The sequence below is a fragment of the Moorena sp. SIO3I8 genome (assembly GCF_010692325.1).
Lineage (GTDB): Bacteria > Cyanobacteriota > Cyanobacteriia > Cyanobacteriales > Coleofasciculaceae > Moorena.
Map to the genome: position 1 here is coordinate 33,675 of NZ_JAAHHW010000046.1, position 18,153 is coordinate 51,827.

At 45.0% G+C, this 18,153-nt stretch carries 19 protein-coding genes; 12 read left to right on the plus strand and 7 right to left on the minus strand.

Annotation, left to right across the window (positions count from 1 at the left end; translation table 11 throughout):
* The first annotated feature begins 142 nt into the window (after positions 1-142).
* From F6K51_RS18475 to F6K51_RS18505, 7 genes are all read left to right on the plus strand, one after another.
* The gene (locus F6K51_RS18475) at positions 143-2,194 is read left to right on the plus strand and encodes an alpha/beta fold hydrolase (protein ID WP_293022609.1); all 2,052 of its coding nucleotides are present in this window, start codon (positions 143-145) and stop codon (positions 2,192-2,194) included.
* 51 nt (positions 2,195-2,245) lie between these two features.
* Entirely contained in the window at positions 2,246-2,488 is a 243-nt protein-coding gene (locus tag F6K51_RS18480; RefSeq protein WP_075905140.1) for a hypothetical protein, read from the plus strand.
* A gap of 163 nt (positions 2,489-2,651) precedes the next feature.
* Positions 2,652-2,783 carry a hypothetical protein gene (locus F6K51_RS18485; RefSeq protein WP_293022614.1) on the plus strand — a complete coding sequence of 44 codons (132 nt, stop codon included), beginning with the start codon at positions 2,652-2,654 and terminating at the stop codon, positions 2,781-2,783.
* An 80-nt stretch (positions 2,784-2,863) separates the two neighbouring features.
* On the plus strand, positions 2,864-3,115 hold the full coding sequence (locus tag F6K51_RS18490; protein WP_293022617.1) for a hypothetical protein: 252 nt from the start codon (positions 2,864-2,866) through the stop codon (positions 3,113-3,115).
* A gap of 198 nt (positions 3,116-3,313) precedes the next feature.
* A complete protein-coding gene (locus F6K51_RS18495; RefSeq protein ID WP_229415520.1) occupies positions 3,314-3,907 on the plus strand; it encodes a DUF4058 family protein in 594 nt (197 codons plus the stop codon).
* Positions 3,892-4,107: a DUF4058 family protein gene (locus F6K51_RS18500; RefSeq protein ID WP_293022621.1), complete on the plus strand. Its 216-nt coding sequence runs from the start codon at positions 3,892-3,894 to the stop codon at positions 4,105-4,107. Before F6K51_RS18495 ends, F6K51_RS18500 begins: the two co-directional genes overlap by 16 nt.
* A gap of 245 nt (positions 4,108-4,352) precedes the next feature.
* A complete protein-coding gene (locus F6K51_RS18505; protein ID WP_293022624.1) occupies positions 4,353-4,955 on the plus strand; it encodes a Uma2 family endonuclease in 603 nt (200 codons plus the stop codon).
* A 713-nt stretch (positions 4,956-5,668) separates the two neighbouring features.
* On the opposite strand, the gene rpiA is transcribed toward F6K51_RS18505, so the two are convergent.
* Together rpiA and F6K51_RS18515 are read right to left on the minus strand one after the other, a co-directional pair.
* On the minus strand, positions 5,669-6,379 hold the full coding sequence (gene rpiA, locus F6K51_RS18510) for a ribose-5-phosphate isomerase RpiA (RefSeq protein WP_293022627.1): 711 nt from the start codon (positions 6,377-6,379) through the stop codon (positions 5,669-5,671).
* A 528-nt stretch (positions 6,380-6,907) separates the two neighbouring features.
* The gene (locus F6K51_RS18515) at positions 6,908-7,387 is read right to left on the minus strand and encodes an RNA-binding protein (RefSeq protein WP_293022630.1); all 480 of its coding nucleotides are present in this window, start codon (positions 7,385-7,387) and stop codon (positions 6,908-6,910) included.
* Positions 7,388-7,769: 382 nt separating this feature from the next.
* Between F6K51_RS18515 and F6K51_RS18520 the strand changes: the two genes are divergently transcribed.
* Together F6K51_RS18520 and F6K51_RS18525 are read left to right on the plus strand one after the other, a co-directional pair.
* Positions 7,770-9,131: a DUF2157 domain-containing protein gene (locus F6K51_RS18520; RefSeq protein ID WP_293022633.1), complete on the plus strand. Its 1,362-nt coding sequence runs from the start codon at positions 7,770-7,772 to the stop codon at positions 9,129-9,131.
* A 24-nt stretch (positions 9,132-9,155) separates the two neighbouring features.
* Positions 9,156-9,824, plus strand: a complete 669-nt coding sequence (locus tag F6K51_RS18525) for a GDYXXLXY domain-containing protein (protein ID WP_293022635.1) — start codon at positions 9,156-9,158, stop codon at positions 9,822-9,824.
* On the opposite strand, the gene F6K51_RS18530 is transcribed toward F6K51_RS18525, so the two are convergent.
* Positions 9,756-9,944 (minus strand): hypothetical protein, encoded by a 189-nt coding sequence (locus tag F6K51_RS18530; protein ID WP_293022637.1) that lies wholly within the window; start codon positions 9,942-9,944, stop codon positions 9,756-9,758. The two genes, F6K51_RS18525 and F6K51_RS18530, sit on opposite strands and share 69 nt — an antisense overlap.
* 201 nt (positions 9,945-10,145) lie before the next feature.
* Here F6K51_RS18530 and F6K51_RS18535 point away from each other — a divergent pair, with 201 nt between their 5' ends.
* Positions 10,146-11,021, plus strand: coding sequence for a hypothetical protein (locus F6K51_RS18535; protein ID WP_293022640.1), 876 nt, complete (start codon positions 10,146-10,148; stop codon positions 11,019-11,021).
* A complete protein-coding gene (locus F6K51_RS18540; RefSeq protein WP_293022643.1) occupies positions 11,021-11,917 on the plus strand; it encodes a hypothetical protein in 897 nt (298 codons plus the stop codon). The genes F6K51_RS18535 and F6K51_RS18540 overlap by 1 nt, the downstream gene beginning before the upstream one ends.
* Positions 11,918-12,119: 202 nt before the next feature.
* Here the strand turns inward: F6K51_RS18540 and sppA are convergent, their stop codons facing one another.
* On the minus strand, positions 12,120-13,937 hold the full coding sequence (sppA, locus tag F6K51_RS18545) for a signal peptide peptidase SppA (RefSeq protein ID WP_293022668.1): 1,818 nt from the start codon (positions 13,935-13,937) through the stop codon (positions 12,120-12,122).
* A gap of 209 nt (positions 13,938-14,146) precedes the next feature.
* On the opposite strand from sppA, the gene F6K51_RS18550 reads away from it, so the two are divergent.
* Positions 14,147-14,308, plus strand: a complete 162-nt coding sequence (locus tag F6K51_RS18550; protein WP_293022646.1) for a hypothetical protein — start codon at positions 14,147-14,149, stop codon at positions 14,306-14,308.
* Here F6K51_RS18550 and fni read toward each other — a convergent pair.
* The 3 genes from fni to F6K51_RS18565 form a co-directional block, all read right to left on the minus strand.
* The gene (gene fni, locus F6K51_RS18555) at positions 14,274-15,302 is read right to left on the minus strand and encodes a type 2 isopentenyl-diphosphate Delta-isomerase (RefSeq protein ID WP_293022648.1); all 1,029 of its coding nucleotides are present in this window, start codon (positions 15,300-15,302) and stop codon (positions 14,274-14,276) included. The two genes, F6K51_RS18550 and fni, sit on opposite strands and share 35 nt — an antisense overlap.
* Positions 15,303-15,337: 35 nt before the next feature.
* Complete coding sequence (gene pyrR, locus F6K51_RS18560; RefSeq protein WP_008184410.1) at positions 15,338-15,883, minus strand: bifunctional pyr operon transcriptional regulator/uracil phosphoribosyltransferase PyrR; 546 nt, start codon at positions 15,881-15,883, stop codon at positions 15,338-15,340.
* Between the two features lie 104 nt (positions 15,884-15,987).
* Positions 15,988-17,298, minus strand: a complete 1,311-nt coding sequence (locus F6K51_RS18565) for a peptidoglycan-binding protein (RefSeq protein ID WP_293022657.1) — start codon at positions 17,296-17,298, stop codon at positions 15,988-15,990.
* Between the last annotated feature and the right edge of the window lie 855 nt (positions 17,299-18,153).

Here is an 18,153-nt window from a genome sequence, read left to right on the forward strand (position 1 = left end):
GACTGCTTCTACAGCTTATGAAACTTATGGATAAATTTCCATGACAAACGTCATGTATCCATATGACCTTTCGCTATAGTCAGTTTGAAATGGCCTGTTTAATATTGAATTATAAGCAACTTTTCAGAGGATACGGTTTATCATGAAACAATTTCAATTTGGTGCAGGTTTGATGATGTCTATTAGTTTGATGGGTTTTAGCCTTGGCAATCCACCGCTACCCCTAACGGCAAAAACTGCTAGCGCTGCTGAGAGTCAGACCGCTGTAGCACCGTTACTTCAGCGGGAACTATTCTTTGGCGATCCAGAGATTACAGGTGCCCAGCTTTCCCCCGACGGTCAGTTTCTGGCCTTTCAAAAACCTCTAGACGGCGTGATCAATGTGTGGGTTAAGGGCATCGATGAACCGATGGAAGCTGCTCGTCCAGTCACGGCTGATGCTGAAAGCCCGATCATGATTTACTTTTGGAGCGCCGATGGTCGTTACATTCTCTACGGCCAGGATAAAGGGGGCAATGAGAATTTTCACATTTATGCGGTTGAAGCTAAATCTTTAGGTGAGACTAGCCCGGTAACCCGCGATTTAACCCCTGTAGAGGGGATTACGGCCATGATCTATAGCGTTCCTAAACGGACTCCGAACCACATCATTATCGGTCTTAACGAACGCAATCCCCAGTTTCATGATGTCTATCGTTTGGATTTGACAACAGGGGAGCGGACGCTGCTGATTCAAAATGACGAGAATATTGCCCTCTGGACAACCGATTTAGACGGTAATGTGCGCATCGGCTATCGCCAAACCCTGGAAGGGGGGCATGAGATTCTGGCGGTGCAACAAGATGGATTAACACCTGTTTACACCTGTCGAATTGAAGAAACCTGTGTCCCCATTCGCTTTCATAAAGATGGCCAACGGGTGTATCTGATCAGCAATCGGGATGGGAATTTAATGCAGTTAAAGCTGCTTAATCTCGAAAGCCAGCAGAGTCAGGTCGTGGAAGTTGATCCTGAAAACCAGGTGGATTTTGGCCGTGCAGTGTTTTCAGAAGCGACTGATGAGTTGATTGCTACCTCCTATGTTGGCGATCGCATCCGCATCTATCCTCAAAACGACAAGATAGCGGCTGATCTAGCCTTTCTGAAACAACAACTGCCCGACGTTGATATTGTGTTGCAATCCCTTACTATCGATGATCGCTTTGCGTTGATTAGAACCCGGAGCGATGTGAATCCTGGGTCTACTTATCTATTTGATCGTAGTACTCAAACCCTGGAAAAACTCTACGATGATCGGCCAGAGCTGCCCAGGCAACATTTGGCCACCATGCAGCCGATCCGCTATACAGCCCGTGATGGTCTAGAGATTCCAGCCTATCTGACCCTGCCCCAGGGGGTAAACCCAGTCAAGCTACCGGTGATTGTCATGCCCCACGGTGGACCTTGGGGACGAGATATGTGGGGGTACAGGCCGTTTACCCAGTTTCTCGCTAATCGTGGCTACGCCGTTCTCCAACCCAACTTTCGAGGGTCTACTGGCTATGGTAAAGCCTTTCTCAATGCCGGTAACAACGAATGGGGCACGGGTGCAATGCAGCATGACCTGACGGATGGCGTGCAGTATCTGATTGATGCAGGGATTGCCGATCCCGAGCGTGTGGGAATTTTTGGTGGCTCCTATGGAGGCTATGCCACCCTAGCTGGTTTGGCATTTACACCAGATATCTATGCCGTTGGCGTATCCAATGTGGGGCCATCGAACCTGATTACCTTGCTCAAGTCAATTCCCCCCTATTGGGAATCGATGAAGGCTACCTTTGCTCTGCGGCTGGGAGATCCAGATGATCCGAGCGATCGCACCCGTCTAGAAGCCCAGTCACCCCTGTTTTCCGCCGACCAAATTCAGGCCCCGCTGATGGTGGTTCAGGGAGCCAACGATCCCCGAGTTAAGCAAGCGGAGTCAGACCAAATTGTGGCCGCATTACGAGATTTAGGCCGACCCGTGGAATATCTGATTGCCCCGGATGAAGGCCATGGTTTCCGTAAGGAGATCAACTCACTGGCCATGACAGCTGCATTAGAGAAGTTTTTAGCTGAACATTTAGGCGGACGTTACCAGGCTGAGATGTCTTCAGAGGTACAGGCTCAACTAGACAAATTAACTGTTGATATTGACACTGTCACAGTTAATTAATCCGGTGAGCCCGAGATTGTTGAACTTGACCCAGCAATTTACAAGCGCTATGTGGGAACCTACCAGTTACTCCCTAATATGGAGATCGCTATTCGAGTCGAGGAACAACAACTACTTGCCCAAGCCACAGGGCAGGAAGCGTTTACCCTTTACCCTGTTTCAGAAAGTGACAGCTCCCACACTGACTCTTTGAGTTCAGTGTGGGCTTCCCAGCCAATCCAGCTATTGCTTAGGAGGCGCTGGGCTTTAAGAACGGACTGCCCTGCCGCTCTGTTTTTTTGGTCTTTTGTTTAATAATGTTTGACCAACTTTCCAGCATTTATGGCCTTTGGCCACGCTACGCGAACGGCTTTGAAAGTCAGTATTATGAGTATAACACATCGATTGGTCTTTTGTGAAAGACTCTGTGGAAAATTTATCCCACATCTCAATGCGCAGCATGAGTGTGGGATGAATTTTGCCAGAAACTAAATTCTTGGCTCAGGTTGCAGATATCACGATTCAATTCAATTTGTCAGCAGAGGAAACGGTTGACGGACTAACACTTTATCAAGGGGGTCAGGAATTGATTGCATCCAAGGTGAATTAATTTAATAGATTGACATTGGGGGCACACTGCTGTGTGTCCCGTGCAAAATTGCTAACGATACTAACGAGGAGCCTCTAGTTATGGAAACAGAAACGACTCAACCTACTGCAAAACAAGTATTAACTCAGACGGCAGCAGGTGCGGCTGCCGGATTACTGGCGGGCATCGCTATCATGTCTATCTATCGATGGCTTTGGCATGTAGAGATATCTTTGAATACAATAATACTTTTAAGCATTGGCTTCTCCATTTACTGTGGAGTGTTATCAGCTTGGCTAGGGAAAAGATTCTGGAATTTACTCGGTACCTTTCTCAGCCATATCAGTTCATAGTTGGTTTGGGGCAAGGCCCCCTTAGAGCTGATTCGTAAAGTAAATCTTAAGAAGTCTGAAAGCCTTGCTATGATTGTCTTTTCGGTATTAAATAGTTCAATTGTTCTATTTTAGCGCAAGCCTTATCCTACAAGGTTTAGTGCGAGTTTACGAATCAGCTCTAAGGAAGTATGTTTACAACTCAAATCAAAATGCTATATGACTAACCCATTTCCAGGGATTCATCCCTACCTCGAACAACCGGAATATTGGTCGGATTTCCACAACCAATTGGTGGCGGCTTTGGCTAGAGCATTAATTCCGAAACTGCTACCTAAATATCGGGTAGTTACCGATAAGTGGGTTTATAAGATTGCTGGCTCAACCAAGATTGCCATTGGTAGACCCGATGTTACGGTTCAACAAAGCCGAGATGCTTCAGCTGCAATGGCTACAGCAGTTGCGGTATCTGAACCGTTAGTTCAACCGATTAAGGTAGCTGTTCCTTTACGAGAAGAAGTCCGACAATCCTACATCGAGGTTAAAGATGTAGCCACTAAGGAAGTGGTGACAGCGATTGAAGTTATCTCTCCTGCCAATAAACGAGGAGAAGGGCGTCAGAAATACGAGGCCAAACGGCAGCAGATATTCGAGAGTATGACTCATTTGGTCGAAATTGACCTGTTGCGAGATGGGGAACCTCTACCTGTTTCTAACAGCAGTAATCCCAGTCATTATCGGATATTAGTCAGTCGTTCTAATACCCGTCCCACGGCTGACTTGTACCTTTTTAATTTATGCGATTGGCCGTAGGCCACGCCAAAGGCGATCGCATTCCCTCTTTTCGGCTTCCCCTTCTTCCTGGGGATACCGAACCAATGGTAGAATTACAGACATTAGTGGATGAGCTTTATGACCAGTTAGGCTACGACTATTTTATTGACTATAGCAGCAATCCGCCATTCCCTTGGTCGGAGGATGATGTGGCATCTTGGGCAGGAGATCGTCGATAAAATTTTTGAATCAGGACAAGAATGAACAGCAAGATAAATGTTCGCAGATTGCCCAACCTTTGTTTTCCCTGCTCAATTATCCATTAAGCGATTGGCCGTAGGCCACGCCAAAGGCGATGAAGCTAAGCTTCCGCTAAAAGCGAACGCGACTTAGATAAACTCCCCATAATCCCAGTAAAATTAACCGACGTGAGTTCTTTATCTTCTGCTCTCTCGTTATATCTCAATTCCAAGGATTAACGGTTATGTCAAGTCAACTAGAACCCCTACTAAAGCTAATAGTTCCACAATCTTTGGACCTCAACGTCAGTCACCAACAGTTTGAACAATTAGCTAATGCTAACCGAGACCTGAGATTAGAAAGAACTGCTGAGGGAAAATTGATTGTGAATCCACCAACAGGATGGGAAACCGGTAAAAGAAATCTAAGTATTAGCAGGCAATTGGGCAATTGGTATGAGGAAAACCCGGAACAAGGAGAAGCATTTGACTCATCTACCGGATTTGAACTTCCCAATGGCTCCAATCGTTCCCCTGATAGCTCTTGGGTGTCACGTAACCGCTGGGATGCACTGACAGAGGAACAAAAACAAACTTTCCCTAAAGTCTGTCCTGATTTCGTAATTGAGTTGCGATCAAAGTCTGACAGTCTCAAGGAGCTACAGGCAAAAATGCAAGAGTATATTGACAATGGCTTGCGCTTGGGGTGGCTGATTGACCCTCAGAATCGACGGGTTGAAATTTATCGCTCAGGACAAAAAACTGAGGTTATAGATAATCCCAAAGAGTTATCTGGAGAAGCAGTGCTTCCCGGTTTCAAACTTAAATTACAAGGTATTGTAAACTGATTCCCAGGGTAAACCCATCCTACGTTTAACAGCAACTAGAAGATGCTGATAAATTCGTTATTCTCCTGCTCCAAGTTAAGGACAATTCAGCTATCAGCTAATGCGCTACGCGCACGCGTGCGCGTTCAGCTTTTGAATAAAAGAGGTAAGCATTCGTTTAATACTGAGTTAAATCCCAGCGTCGTTCGCACAGCGTGGCCAAACGCGCCCCGCGTGGCCAAAGGCCAAGGCCAAAGCCTGTGCCACACGCGAACGATGTTTTTTTTGAAGCTGAACGCGCACGCGTGAGCTTTTAGCTCACCGCTGTTCGCGTAGCTTGGCCAAAGGCCTTTCGCTGAGGGCTGACCGCTGAGGGCTGACCGCTTACGAATTCTTGATAAATTCTTGATTTTCCGGGATTAGCCTTTGTAGCAGGTTAAGGTAGTAAAGAAGCAGTTAGGAGAGTTTACGATTATGGAATCCCATGATTTTTTGATGTTAGTTCTGTTACTAAGTCCTGGTATGTTGCTTTCAGCAGTGATCATGCTCACCTTTGCCGCTGGTGGCTAAGCTCGACAAAGTCTAATCAACTATTCTCTAGCTGGAAAATTAATCAAGCCGTGGGACATACACTTAATTGCCTTGGCTTGGGAGAAATATCTGAGTATTTCTATCAAGAGTATTTCTATCAAGCAAGAATCCCACGGCACTTTCAAGCTTTAGTGCTGGACGTGTTACATTTCCCGAATCACGGTCTGACCATCCTTAACTTCTCCAACTAGAACCAGATCCGTAACCCCAACAAATAAACCATTTTCCAGAACACCAGGAATATTATTGATAGTTTTTTCTAGCTCAGCTGGGTTATCAATGGCATCAAATTTGACATCAACGACCATATTTCCCTGATCTGTAATCACTGGTCCAGCTTTTTTGACCCCCATGCGCAGTTCCGGTTTACCCCCTAGCTTTTCAATGGCATTCATAACTGGTGTAATTGCCATCGGGATAACTTCTACAGGTAATAGGAAGGTAGACCCCAAGCGGTCAACTATTTTAGTGCTATCCACCACTACGATAAATTGTTTGGCCAGGGAATCTACAATTTTCTCACGGGTGTGGGCAGCGCCACCCCCCTTAATCAAATTTTTCTGGGGATCGACTTCGTCAGCACCATCAATCGCTACATCTATGTGATCAACCGCATCAAGGGTAGTCAAGGGAATACCGTACTGTTTCGCCAAGACTTCTGCCTGGAAAGAGGTGGGGATCCCTACAATATCCTTAATCTCTCCAGAGTTTAAGCGATCGCCTAAAAACTGAATTGCATAGGCAGTCGTTGAACCAGTGCCTAGCCCCACAATCATTCCCGACTGCACCCGCTTGGCAGCTGCTTTGCCAACTTCCTGTTTCATTAACTTAATGGGGTCAATTTCTGCACTCATAACAACGTTAGTGATTAGTGGTTAGTGGTTAGTGGTTAAAACGTAAGTTTTAATTCACAACTCACAATTTTAAATCGATCGGGTAACAGACGATGCAAAATTACCTGAGCTTGCCAGACTTTCCACCATCAGCGTTAAGCTAATAGGTAGTTGGTACTGCGCACACAAAATTAACAGCTATCTATCAAGCTCAATAGCTTACTGTTTCGTTAGCTTTAATTTCTTTGGTATTGGTAAGCTATCCTGATCTGGCTTAAGACACCATAAACCTATCGGGATTTGCCACTGATCATCAACCAAAAAAAAGAAAAGACTCTCTGTCTGGCAGAATGAGTCAGATATCGATATTAAAGTAGCACTATCAGCAGACTGGTCAAACCCAATCTGAGGTGATTAGATCTTTTATTTAAAAATTGCGTGGAAAGCCTGAAGCTTTACAGAGGAATAAGCCCACGCCTCCCTGACGGGTAGGACGTAGGGCTAATCTTGCCAGAATTGGTAATGGAAATCAGTTAGATTTATCCCAACTTAAGAGTTAGTAGTTTGAGCCGATAACAGTTCTTTCAGCTTCGCCAATTCATTAGCCCAACGGGGATCGGGTTGAATTCCAGCGGGGTCAGATGTAGTCTGTTGCTGCTTACGCTTAGACTTATTCTTGTTGTTGTTACGGCGAGGGGGAGGAGTGTTGTTGGCAGATGGGGTTGATTCCTGATTGGGTTTTTCTTTCTCCTTAGATGCTTCTTTGTCTTGATTCTTGGATCGTGGCAGGGCTTTTTCAATTTTCAAGGTAGTATCCTTGAACATATGACCATTGAACTTTTCAATGAATTGATCAGCCTCCTCATCCGTTGCCACCGTGACGAAGCCGAAGCCCCGACATTTACCAGTTTTACGATCTTTAATCACTTTTGTGCTAAAGTTTTCACCGGCTTCAGCAAAAATAGCTTGCAGCTCATCACGGTTTACTTCTTCTTTAGGTAAGTTACCTATGTACAGACGAATAGACATTTAGAGATACCTCCGGGCGATAACAAAAAAAAGAAAAAATTGTTGACAGCAGTCACTAGGGTGGATAAAGATAAATTTGAGCGACGAAAACTTGCCACGTCTAGACAATCTTCTGACGTACCTTACCAACCTCAACTGAATAGACGGATGCAGTAAAATCAAAACTCCTATATACCACATGTTCGGAGCTACTACGACCCACTCGTTGACCTCTGGTTTACCATTAGCTCCGATTCTAGTTAACAGTTTTTTACTTACTCTTATCTAATTATTACAGAATGTTTACACCATATCATGGACATAATCAAACATTCAGTCGGTTAGTGATTATAACATTGTATATTCCCAGAGGAAAGTCTTAAGCTCTAAAATATAGGTTGTGATGCCTTCCGATAAATTTCGTCACCAGTTACGTCAAGAAGCACAACAATGGCAAACAGAAGGGTTGATTGATGCTGGCCTATACGCTCAATTAGCGGAACGCTATCAATTTAGTGACCTGGAAGTAGCGGCCCGTAATCGATTCGTCGTAATTTTGCTAGTTCTAGGCAGTCTTCTCTTAGGCTTGGCCATGATCACCTTTGTGGCAGCCAACTGGCAAGCCTGGTCTCGGTGGTTGAAAGTGACCTTGCTTCTGAGTGTCTTCTTCGGGATCAACATTGCTGGCTTCTATCTATGGCGAGACCCAACCCAAGGTAGGCATTGCCGTTTGGGACAAGGTTTATTACTTTTAGGAGCCCTGACTTTAGGAGCCAATATAGCACTGATGTCCCAAATGTTCCACCAAAGTGGACCACTCTATCAGTTATACCTGATTTGGGGATTAGGAGTCTTAGCCATGGCTTATAGCCTACGCTTGACCCTATTAGGGATGCTGGCAATGGTCTTGATTGGGTTAGGGTATGTGCAAGGAATGTCCCAGCCAGAATTTCTGGCAATCACAGAGTTGTCTTGGCTAAGGCTAATCATACAACATATGCCAGTGTTTGCGGGTTTACTGTTTATTCCCCTGGCTTACTGGTGCCGTTCACGATGGATGTTTCGCTTAAGTGCGATCGCAGTAGTTGCTGCCCTGGAATGGAACTTGATCAACTTCGAGCTATGGCCTTATCCCGGTTGGATTGCTGCGATCGCATGCGCTCTACCACCAGCCTTGTTATGGTCATACGGGGGTTTCCTGGGAAGAATTCAGCCCAACCTCCAGGAATTTAATAGCACAGCCCGCACCCTTGGTATCACCTTCGGAGGCCTATCATTTTATTTTTTGTCTTTCCACGTGTTATGGGATAGTTCACCATCAGTCAAACCGCTAGTTGACGTCACCTCAATACTCTTGGAACCTGCTGTGATTGATAGTGTCATTTTAGGTAGCTTCACGATCTGGGCGTGGATAAAACTGTTGCGTCGAATGGACTCAACAACTAAGGTTGTGGCTATTATGATTGTGATCAGCGCCCTAGTTCCCTATTGGCATCTCAGTATTGGTATTCTACCCATCATAGCGGTATTCATCTTCAATCTGCTTTTATTCCTAATCGACATCGGTTTAATCCGCGCCGGACTAGCAGAGGGGAAACGAGGTTTATTCTGGGGTGGCATGGTGCTACTGACGCTGCAAATTTTGACCCGGATGCTGGAGTACGATACTGGTTTATTAGTCAAATCCATAGTCTTATTCCTCTGTGGGCTAGGTATTATTGGTGCTGGACTATGGTTTGAGCGCTATTTGAAGTCTGAATTATGACTTATGACTTATGACTTATGACCTATGAGCATTAATTCTGAGTATTACCGTCCTATACCAAGCTGGCGATTCTGGGTACCTCTTTTATTTCAAACCGCACTAATTATTACTGTTCCCACCCAGGCAATTTACACTACACTGACTGGAAAAACTGTCATCCTTCAGACAGCGCCAGTAGACCCTTATGAACTTTTGCGAGGCTATTCCCAAACTCTAAGATACTATATCTCTAATCAGGATAACTTGCGCAATCTTCCTGGCTGGCAAAAATTGCCCAAGCAACAACCTAATGGCAACAAGGTAACCTTTATCAAGCCTGGTACCCGTTTTTACGTAATTTTAGAAGCACCAGACTCATCCAACTCAACTAAACTACCAATAGCTTGGAAACCAGTAGGCTTAAGTGCCAAATTCCCTTCCCAACTACCAGCTAATCAGATTCCTATCAAAGGTGTTGCTAACTATGGTTCGATTGAGTACGGATTGGAAACTTACTATATGCCAGAAGACCAACGGGAACAAATTAATGAAGAATTAAATAGTGCTAGGCAAGAGAACTCTAACCTACCGATATCACCACCACCAATTGTGATGGAAATTAAGGTGGATGCTCAAGGGAATGCTTTACCAATCGGAATCTGGGCGCTGGTAAGTAAGGATTCTCAACAGCAGATTCGCAAGTATCGGTTTTAAGAGGGAATCGGGAATCGGGAATCGGGAATCGGGAATCGGTAATTGGGAATCGGGAATCGGTAATTGGGAATCGGGAATCGGGAATCGGGAATCGGGAACGGGGCAAATAGTGTAATTCACATTTCACCGTACCCGACCCATGAAAACCGCTATAATGCTTAAATTTTTATAAAGCCTCATCTTATTTAGAAACAAAAAGGATATACATTCCTATGGATAGTTGAGTCAACCATCAAAGTTACTTTGCATCAAACGATATAAGGTGACTTATGACTCATGATGAATAACTGTTAGATATATCTGGAGAAAATACGTAGCAGGATGAAAGTTTTCCGTGTTTTGCAAGTTTCTGTAATTAAGGTAAGTGAGTCTCCCCTTGTACTCAGTATTCAAGCAGATGGGCTTGCTGCCACTTCTGGCTGGACAAATCCCCGGTTAGACAACTCAGCAGACCCCAATCCAGATGATTCTGTCCTAGAATTCAGTTTTGATGCTGATAAACCGTCAGGTATTAGTCTTCCAAGACTGACGCCAATCACGGCTTGTGTTGACTTTACACCGACCAATGGTGCAGATGCGGTAATTGTTTCTGCCCGAATCAATTGTATTACGGTTCATGCTGCTGAGTTCCTCAAGCCTGGCGAGTCAAGCCCTCGACCCACGACATTGGCAGTAGGAGAAGAGGAACCTACGACACTAGCATTGGGAGAGGAAGACCCTCAAGTTACTACACAGGCACTAGGAGAGGAAGATCCTCAACCGACTACACGGGCATACGGAGAGGAAGACCCTCGATTTACTACACAAGCTCAACCAACTACACGGGCATACGGAGAGGAAGAACCTCAACCAACTACACGGGCATACGGAGAGGAAGAGCCTCGATTTACTACACAGGCATACGGAGAGGAAGAGCCTCAAACGACTACACTAGCATACGGAGAGGAAGAGCCTCGATTTACTACACAAGCTCAACCGACTACACAGGCACTAGGAGAGGAAGCTCAACCGACTACACAGGCACTAGGAGAGGAAGAGCCTCAACCGACTACACGGGCATACGGAGAGGAAGATCCTCAAGTCACTACACAGGCACTAGGAGAGGAAGAGCCTCAACCGACTACACGGGCATACGGAGAGGAAGGACCAACAACTCTAGCACTGGGTGAAGAGAGTAGTCCATTTGGTCGGTACTAATGATTAAATCAGCAGATGGTGGATGTTTGCTTGTTGCAGGTGGGGAGTTAGATCCAAATCTCACTCGGTTGATTGAAGTTGCTCAAGGTCAACAAGTCCCGATTTGCGATTTACGCCATGGGCAAGAAGAAAGTCCGAAATTGTCATGGCATCTTACTCAAAGGCATCTCAGAGTTGAAGCTCCAGTTCTGTCTGTAACCGGAGCTTTTATTCGGTATGACGTTTTTGGTAATCTTAACGCTCCGAACTCTGGGGCATCACAACGGGCATCGGGTTGGTATCAAACCCTCTATGGTTGGTTGCTATCGCAAAACCAGATCCGGTTGTTCAATCGTCACCATGTACCTGCAGTTGGCAATAAGCCAGCAATGCTGATACTAGCGCAACAGTTAGGTTTGCAAATCCCTGATACTTGGATCACCAACGAAGCCGAGGAATTGGGAAAATATTCTGCGGGGAGTGCGATTGCTAAACCCGTTGCTGGGGGTGATTTTTGTTATTCCCTAGAGCAATTGTACTCCTCTATCCAGTTTCGTAATGGTTGTGCTGCGATGCCAGCCATTGTCCAAAATCGTTTAGTAGCCCCAGAAGTACGGATCTATGTCGTAGGGAATCATGCCTTTGCTTTTGAAATCCGTAGTCAGCATCTAGATTATCGGGTTAAACCAGATGCTGAGGTGATTCCACTCGAAACAGTTCCGCAAGAAGTAGAGTTGCTACGCAAATTAATGGTCGCTTTACAGATGGATTTTGGGGCGGCTGACTTCAAAACCGATCCACACACCAAACAACTTGTATTTTTGGAACTCAATAGTTCCCCCATGTTTGTTAGGTTCGATCAAGTTTTGAATGGGGCGCTATGTGAAGCAATGATTGAGACCTTAGTGGTTTCTTGAGGATTAGGTCAGCGAAGTTTTGTGTTGGATTTCTAGCTGAATCTTAAAAAACTTTAAAGAAGCTCAATCTCAAACAGTTTTGAATTAAGAAGGTATAATTCCAAAGTCTACCTTCTTAATTCTACATTCTTAATTCTACATTCTTAATTCTTCATTCTGACAGACAACCTTGGCCAAAAGGCCACGCGTGCGCGTTCAACCCTTAATCAAGCCGCCAGTTAAACGGTAAAATAGAATAAATCCCCTTCGGGTCATTGAAGGTTGTGAAAATTGCCAAATCATCTTTTAGCTTCAGCAATTCTGTAGTTAGTGGCTCAGGTAATTGTCGGCTTGTGACCCTAACATCATTAGTCAGTGTCTCCAGAATCCTTTCCTCGAAACTAGGAATTTTTGGATACTCTTCTACTTTCCAATCATCCTTTAACTTAGCTTGCTTAGCGGCATACTTAATAGCATCATTAATACCCCCAATCTCATCAACTAAACCTATCTGCTTGGCGTCTATACCTGACCAAACCCGTCCCTGAGCAATGTCTTTCACCTTGCCCTTAGGCAATTTACGTGACTCTGCTACTTTGTCAATGAACTGGTCATAAATCTGATTAACCATGGTTTGGTAGATTGCTAACTCTTGGTCTGTTTTGGGACGGACAGTACTTTGAATATCCGCTAAAGAAGCTGTTTGTACAATATCCCAGGTCAGACCATTGTTGTTAGCTAATTCTTGGATATTAAAAAGTACACCAAAGACACCAATAGAACCAGTGATAGTATTTGGCTCAGCAAAAATTCGGTCGCTATAGGTAGAAATCCAGTAGCCACCAGAAGCTGCCACATTGCCCATAGACACAATCACTGGCTTTTCCTCACGGATCAGCCGCACTTCCCGTTGAATAATCTCAGAGGCTGTAGCACTGCCACCAGGACTATTAACCCTTAGCACTACTGCTTTAATATCTTTATCCAGCCGTAGCTCGCGCAGCTGTTTAGCAAAGCGTTTACCCCCCACTTGCTCAAGGTTTCCTTGACCGTCAACAATGCTACCCTCAGCATAAACTACGGCAATTTTATGCTTAGACTTGCGATTTTTAGAGTAAGGACTTTTCGCTCTAGCGTAAGTAGCCAGCTTAATTTTCCGGAACGATTTATCCTTTTCTTTTTCTCCAGTAAGCTCCTTGAGGGTAGCAATCACCTCATCGAAGTATCCAACTTGATCCACCAAACCTTGAGTTTTGGCCTCTGATGCGATCAACATCCCTTTAGTATTAGCGATCGCTTGCAAGGTCTTGGGAGTAATCTCACGACTTTTCCCCACTGCTGTCAAAAATTCATCCCAAATATCATCTAACAATTCTCGAGTCTGTTCCCGACTTTCAGGACTCAGCTGTTTGAGCAAGAACGGTTCAACTGCGGACTTGTATTTGCCAACTCGAACCACCTGAACACCAATACCATACTTCTGGAGAGCTCCGGTCAGAAAAAGTTGGGAAGAGTTCAAGCCATTGATTTCCACAACTCCCATCGGGTTAAGAATTATCGTATCCGCAACCGAGCTAAGATAGTATTCCCGTTCTCCCAAATCTACGTCATAGGCAATAATTTTTTTTCCAGCAGCTCGGAAACGCTCCAGAGCCTCCCTTACCTCCTTGAGATTTGCTAACCCAGTGTTGCCAACAGTTTTAGATGCAGCTCCATCCAGGTAGAGGGCAACAATGCGTTTATCCTTAGTTGCCTTATCCAGAGTATCGAGCACTTTGCGCAAAGGGATGATATTGCTTTCTTGACCCGATAACACCTCTTCAATCACTTCACTAGTGCTTGAGGTAGGATTGGTATCGCTGATATTGACCGATAAATCAAACACCAGCACTGATTTATCTTGAACCTGTGGCCCTGTATCTTTCGATGCTACTGCAATCAGTACAAACAGGAATCCACTAGTAGCTAAACTAAAAAATAGAATTAAACCGGCAAGACTTCCTACTAGGCTGGCAAAGGTTTGTTGGAGAAATTGACGCATGTGGTAAAGGATTAAGGGGATTAAGGATGAAGGATTAAGGATAGCATTTATCAATCAGCTGAGGTGCTTTACTTCTTGGTTTTAGGGAGCAGGGAGCAGGGAGAAGGGAGCAGGGAGAAGGGAGCAGGGAGAAGGGAGCAGGGAGCAGGGAGCAGGGAGCAATAAAAAAAAATTATATGTACCTCATTAGACTAGTAAACGCTATCTTAATGATCAAGTCTATAATGATGAAGTATTTAAGGATTAAGGGCGTTGAGCTATTAGCCATTCCCGATTCCCGATTCCCGATTCCCGATTCCCGATTCCCGATTCCCGATTCCCTACTCCCTATTACCACTATCCTAACTTTTTCAAAGTGTTGGATTGCTTGAGATCAGACAACGTAGCATTACCGGTGCAGAATAGAGCGGTAGTGATTTCTGCCATCAACAGTTGCACTAAGGCATCAACGGCATCTACTGACTCAGCTGCTGCTTGGAGGAATGGTAATGCTAGACCAGCAATATCGGCTCCTAATGCGATCGCTTTTGCCACATCCAAACCATTGCGCAATCCCCCAGATGCAATTAGGGGAATGTCGGGAGCAATGGCTCGAATACTGGTAATGCACTCAGCGGTTGGTAAACCCCAGTCACCAAAGGTCTGTCCTAACCGACGCTGATGAGCGGTTAATCCTCGCTCACTTTCTACCTTTGCCCAAGACGTGCCCCCCGCACCAGCGACATCAATAGCGGTAACACCAGCCTCCAGCAACTTCTGGGCCATAGCCGCTGAGATGCCATTACCCACTTCTTTAGCAATCACTGGTACCGTTAACTTACTGCATAAACCATTAATTTTGTCAAGTAACCCCTTGAAATTAGTATCCCCGTTATCTTGAATGCACTCCTGCAAGGGATTGATGTGCAAAATCAGCCCATCTGCTGTTAACAGGTCAACCACCTTTTGGCATTCTTCTAGTCCATAACTGTAGTTAAGCTGAACCGCACCGATGTTGGCAAATAGAAGAATATCCGGAGCTTGGGAGCGCACCGCAAAGGTATGACCAACCTCGGGTTTTTCCACAGCTACTCGCTGAGAACCAACCCCCATGGCTAGTTTGTAATGTTGGGCAACCTCAGCCAGACGAAAATTAATCGTTTTTGCCTGTTCAGTACCACCAGTCATAGAAGAAATCAACAATGGTGCTCCCAAGGATTTCCCCAGAAATGTGGTAGATATGTCAATCTCACTGCGGTTTAGTTCTGGTAAGCAACAGTGAGTGAAGCGGTACCTCTCAAGTCCATTGGTATTGGCACGAAATTGAACATCTTCATCCAGACAAATCCTGATGTGGTCGGCCTTTCGCTGTTGGGTTTGGGTCATAATTATTTGGAAAATAAGAGCAATCTGATCACGATTCAGGCGCTAATTACTTTAATTAATTCCACTCCATCCCGACCATCATTATCGTTTAGATAAACCTTTACCTGTTCTTCGGCGGATGTGGGGAGTAGTTTGCCCGTAAAATCTGGACTAATCGGCAGTTCCCGATGTCCTCGGTCTACTAGCACTAATAATTTAATCGTTTGGGGTCTACCATACTCAAGCACCGCGTTTAGAGCAGCACGAATGGTACGTCCTCTATAAATGACATCATCCACCAACACCACTATCTTACGATCAAGATCGAAGGGAATATCTGTTTTTGCTGGGGTGCGAATGCCAATTCGATCGAGATCATCCCGATAAAAGGTGATATCCAACGCTCCCACTGGCACACTGACCTGCTCTAGGGTTTCAATCTGACGTCCTAGCAACTGAGCTAAAGGAACACCTCTGGTATATATACCCACCAGTGCTAGTTTGGACAAATCACTCACTTGTTCGATCACTTGAGATGCCAAACGATTTACTGTACGGCGCAGTTCTTCAGCTGATAGGATTTCAATGGTTTGAGTAGGCATCCTGGTTCATACAAAATTTCAGCAGGATACCCCGCCCACACAAATAGCGAGTTAGGCGGGGAAGGGGCTTTCAAGGTTTTGATATTATACCAGACGAACACCTATCACCGTGGAGCAAGAGATGAAAAGGTTTTAGCATCAGCGATTCCAGTGGGAAATAAGCCTTTGTCCCGTTGATATCGCTTCAGGGCTGCCTCTGTGGCTGGTCCAAATACGCCATCTTTTAGTCCTTTATAGTAGCCTAGGTAAATCAAGCGATTCTGAAGGCTATTCACTCTTGTGCCACTACTACCTCGTTTTAATGGAGTAATGATGCTAGCAGCAACGGCAATTCCAGAAGAATTGCCCCGTAGTGCTGATAAGGTACGAGAGTCAGCAATGCCATTTGCTGGCAGTTCCCGAGAAAGCTGATACTCTTTGACTGCCGTCTCAGTTAATTTACCATAGTATCCTGTTACTGGCCCTTTGTAGAATCCCAACTCTGTGAGGCGATTTTGCAGTTGTTTCACCGATTCGCCATTGCTGCCTGGTCGCAACTCAGTGACGTTGGGAATAATATCCTTATCATTAGGATTTTTGGCTAAGTCTGACAAAGTGCGAGAGTCAGCAATACCAGTCACTGGTAGTCCCCTCAAGCGCTGAAATTTTATGACCCCTGCTTCAGTTAAACGACCGTAGAATCCCGTTACTGGACCGTTGTAGACTTTCAACTCCCTCATCCGCTGTTGCAGTTTGGTCACAGCAGTTCCTCTGTTACCTCGCCGTAACTCAGTGGCGTTTTTGATAGAACCACCATTGATTACGAACAATGTGTTTGGTCCAGCAACGCCATCCGCGCGTAATCCCTTGGCTCGCTGAAATTTAATTACCGCTGCTTGGGTCATGCGCCCGTAATACCCAGTGATCGGACCATTAAAAAATCCCAAGGTTGTCAACTTCTTTTGCAGATCGCTGACTACCTTTCCTCTACTACCGCGTTTGAGCTGTGTGTTTGTTGGTAGACGAATATCAGTACCAGCAGTTTTATATAAAGCTGCTAGGGTTTTTGGTCCAGCCACACCATCTATTGGTAGTCCCTTCTTTTGCTGAAAGATAGCAACATAAGACTGGGTTAACATGTCATAGTTGCCAGTAATCCGACCTTTATAAAAGCCAGCCGCTGCCAACTCTTTCTGAAGAGAAGTCACCTGTGATCCACGGCTGCCTTTTTGAAGCACTTTAGCACTGGCATGAGCAGCGGTACTGAGAATGGTTAGGGCAATTGCGATCGCACTAATCTTGATCCAAGCTGAACTAGGAATAGTGGGACTGTTTAGCCCATCCAACCATCGAATTAAACCATTATCATCTTGCCACGGAAAATTCTCCGCGTCTTCATAGGACTCGGCAAGATTAACGCAGACTAAGCTTTCCATCGCTTTCCTACCAAATTTTTTTGTATGATAGCCAGTTCTCTAGCAATATTTGTATTGTGTTCTTGACACTACCATTTTAATGGACATTACTCTTGTCCACGTCATCCCTAGTTACCTTCATAGGTCATAACTGCTCAACCGATCATCCCTTCACCGGATCACCCCTTTACCCGATCACTCCTTCACCAATTCCCAGGTAATATCTTTGATCCCAACCATGAGCAATCTTTAAGGAGCAATCTTTCTTTTAGCAATCTTTCCGGAGCTAGTCAAATTCGGGCTGGATTTAAGAAATATAACGGATGTGATCAAAGTAAATCTGCTCGATAATTACCCTCAAAAGGTAAATCTCCTGGATATTGCCCCCAGCTGACTGCTGGGGGTTTTTATTGTGTTCGGCGCTCTACAGTAATGCGATCGCCTCAGAAGTGTTGAACAGGGAATAGGTAATAGGTAATAGGTAATAGGGAATAGGGAATAGGGAATAGGGAATAGGTAAGAAGTAGTTTTCGAGGCTTAAGAGTATCGTTAACTACATTTTTGAGCCTGGTCTTGATGCAGCCGTGAGCGACTGCATCAAGACCGGAAGAGAAAAGCCAAGTTTTACAAAGCTTTTAGGAATTTATCCCTCACCATTATTTGTAAATACCCGCGCGCGTATTGCTATAGAGCAACGCGACTCTCTAGATTAATTCCAAAGGGGATGACCATGCCTAATTGTTGTTGGCCCATCCTCAAGTCATATATTCTGAGCCTCTTCAGTTTTTTGAGCCCAAACCCCTAAAAAGTATGGACCTTCTGGTTGAATGGACTTTATTAATCCAATGTAGTGGGCTGCCATATCCTCAACTCGTG

Excerpts from the sequence above, each read along its gene's own strand:
- F6K51_RS18505 (WP_293022624.1), top strand. The coding sequence starts at position 4,353 with ATGTCAAGTCAACTAGAACCCCTACTAAAGCTAATAGTTCCACAATCT.
- sppA (WP_293022668.1), bottom strand. The coding sequence starts at position 13,937 with ATGCGTCAATTTCTCCAACAAACCTTTGCCAGCCTAGTAGGAAGTCTT.
- F6K51_RS18515 (WP_293022630.1), bottom strand. The coding sequence starts at position 7,387 with ATGTCTATTCGTCTGTACATAGGTAACTTACCTAAAGAAGAAGTAAAC.
- F6K51_RS18565 (WP_293022657.1), bottom strand. The coding sequence starts at position 17,298 with ATGGAAAGCTTAGTCTGCGTTAATCTTGCCGAGTCCTATGAAGACGCG.
- F6K51_RS18540 (WP_293022643.1), top strand. The coding sequence starts at position 11,021 with ATGATTAAATCAGCAGATGGTGGATGTTTGCTTGTTGCAGGTGGGGAG.
- F6K51_RS18475 (WP_293022609.1), top strand. The coding sequence starts at position 143 with ATGAAACAATTTCAATTTGGTGCAGGTTTGATGATGTCTATTAGTTTG.
- F6K51_RS18495 (WP_229415520.1), top strand. The coding sequence starts at position 3,314 with ATGACTAACCCATTTCCAGGGATTCATCCCTACCTCGAACAACCGGAA.
- F6K51_RS18500 (WP_293022621.1), top strand. The coding sequence starts at position 3,892 with ATGCGATTGGCCGTAGGCCACGCCAAAGGCGATCGCATTCCCTCTTTT.
- F6K51_RS18550 (WP_293022646.1), top strand. The coding sequence starts at position 14,147 with ATGATCAAGTCTATAATGATGAAGTATTTAAGGATTAAGGGCGTTGAG.
- fni (WP_293022648.1), bottom strand. The coding sequence starts at position 15,302 with ATGACCCAAACCCAACAGCGAAAGGCCGACCACATCAGGATTTGTCTG.
- pyrR (WP_008184410.1), bottom strand. The coding sequence starts at position 15,883 with ATGCCTACTCAAACCATTGAAATCCTATCAGCTGAAGAACTGCGCCGT.
- F6K51_RS18535 (WP_293022640.1), top strand. The coding sequence starts at position 10,146 with ATGAAAGTTTTCCGTGTTTTGCAAGTTTCTGTAATTAAGGTAAGTGAG.
- F6K51_RS18525 (WP_293022635.1), top strand. The coding sequence starts at position 9,156 with ATGAGCATTAATTCTGAGTATTACCGTCCTATACCAAGCTGGCGATTC.
- F6K51_RS18520 (WP_293022633.1), top strand. The coding sequence starts at position 7,770 with ATGCCTTCCGATAAATTTCGTCACCAGTTACGTCAAGAAGCACAACAA.
- rpiA (WP_293022627.1), bottom strand. The coding sequence starts at position 6,379 with ATGAGTGCAGAAATTGACCCCATTAAGTTAATGAAACAGGAAGTTGGC.
- F6K51_RS18490 (WP_293022617.1), top strand. The coding sequence starts at position 2,864 with ATGGAAACAGAAACGACTCAACCTACTGCAAAACAAGTATTAACTCAG.